Origin of the sequence: Pseudoalteromonas sp. T1lg75 (assembly GCF_002964705.1) — a bacterium.
GTDB lineage: Bacteria > Pseudomonadota > Gammaproteobacteria > Enterobacterales > Alteromonadaceae > Pseudoalteromonas.
In genome coordinates this window covers 1-219 of sequence record NZ_PQCD01000032.1, presented here as the reverse complement: position 1 = coordinate 219, position 219 = coordinate 1, and the positions used below count along the sequence as shown (strand labels likewise).

Sequence of the window (219 nt, the reverse complement as noted above, 5' to 3'; positions counted from 1 at the left end):
CGCTGTTTCGTTTCACTTCTGAGTTCGGCATGGGGTCAGGTGGTTCCAAAACGCTATGGTCGTCAGGAAAAAATTGTAAATTCGGAAAGCGTAATAAGTAATGTGTCTACTTCAGTCTTAATTTCTAACTTCTAACTTCTAACTTAACAGTCTCACACCATTTTGGTGTTGTATGGTTAAGCCTCACGGGTAATTAGTACAGGTTAGCTTAACGCCTCA

The 219-nt window shown here is 40.6% G+C and carries 1 rRNA gene; it reads right to left on the bottom strand.

Features of this window, described 5'->3' with window-relative positions:
• A 5S ribosomal RNA gene (gene rrf, locus C2M36_RS06770) occupies positions 1-67 on the bottom strand; the annotation flags it as partial.
• Between the last annotated feature and the right edge of the window lie 152 nt (positions 68-219).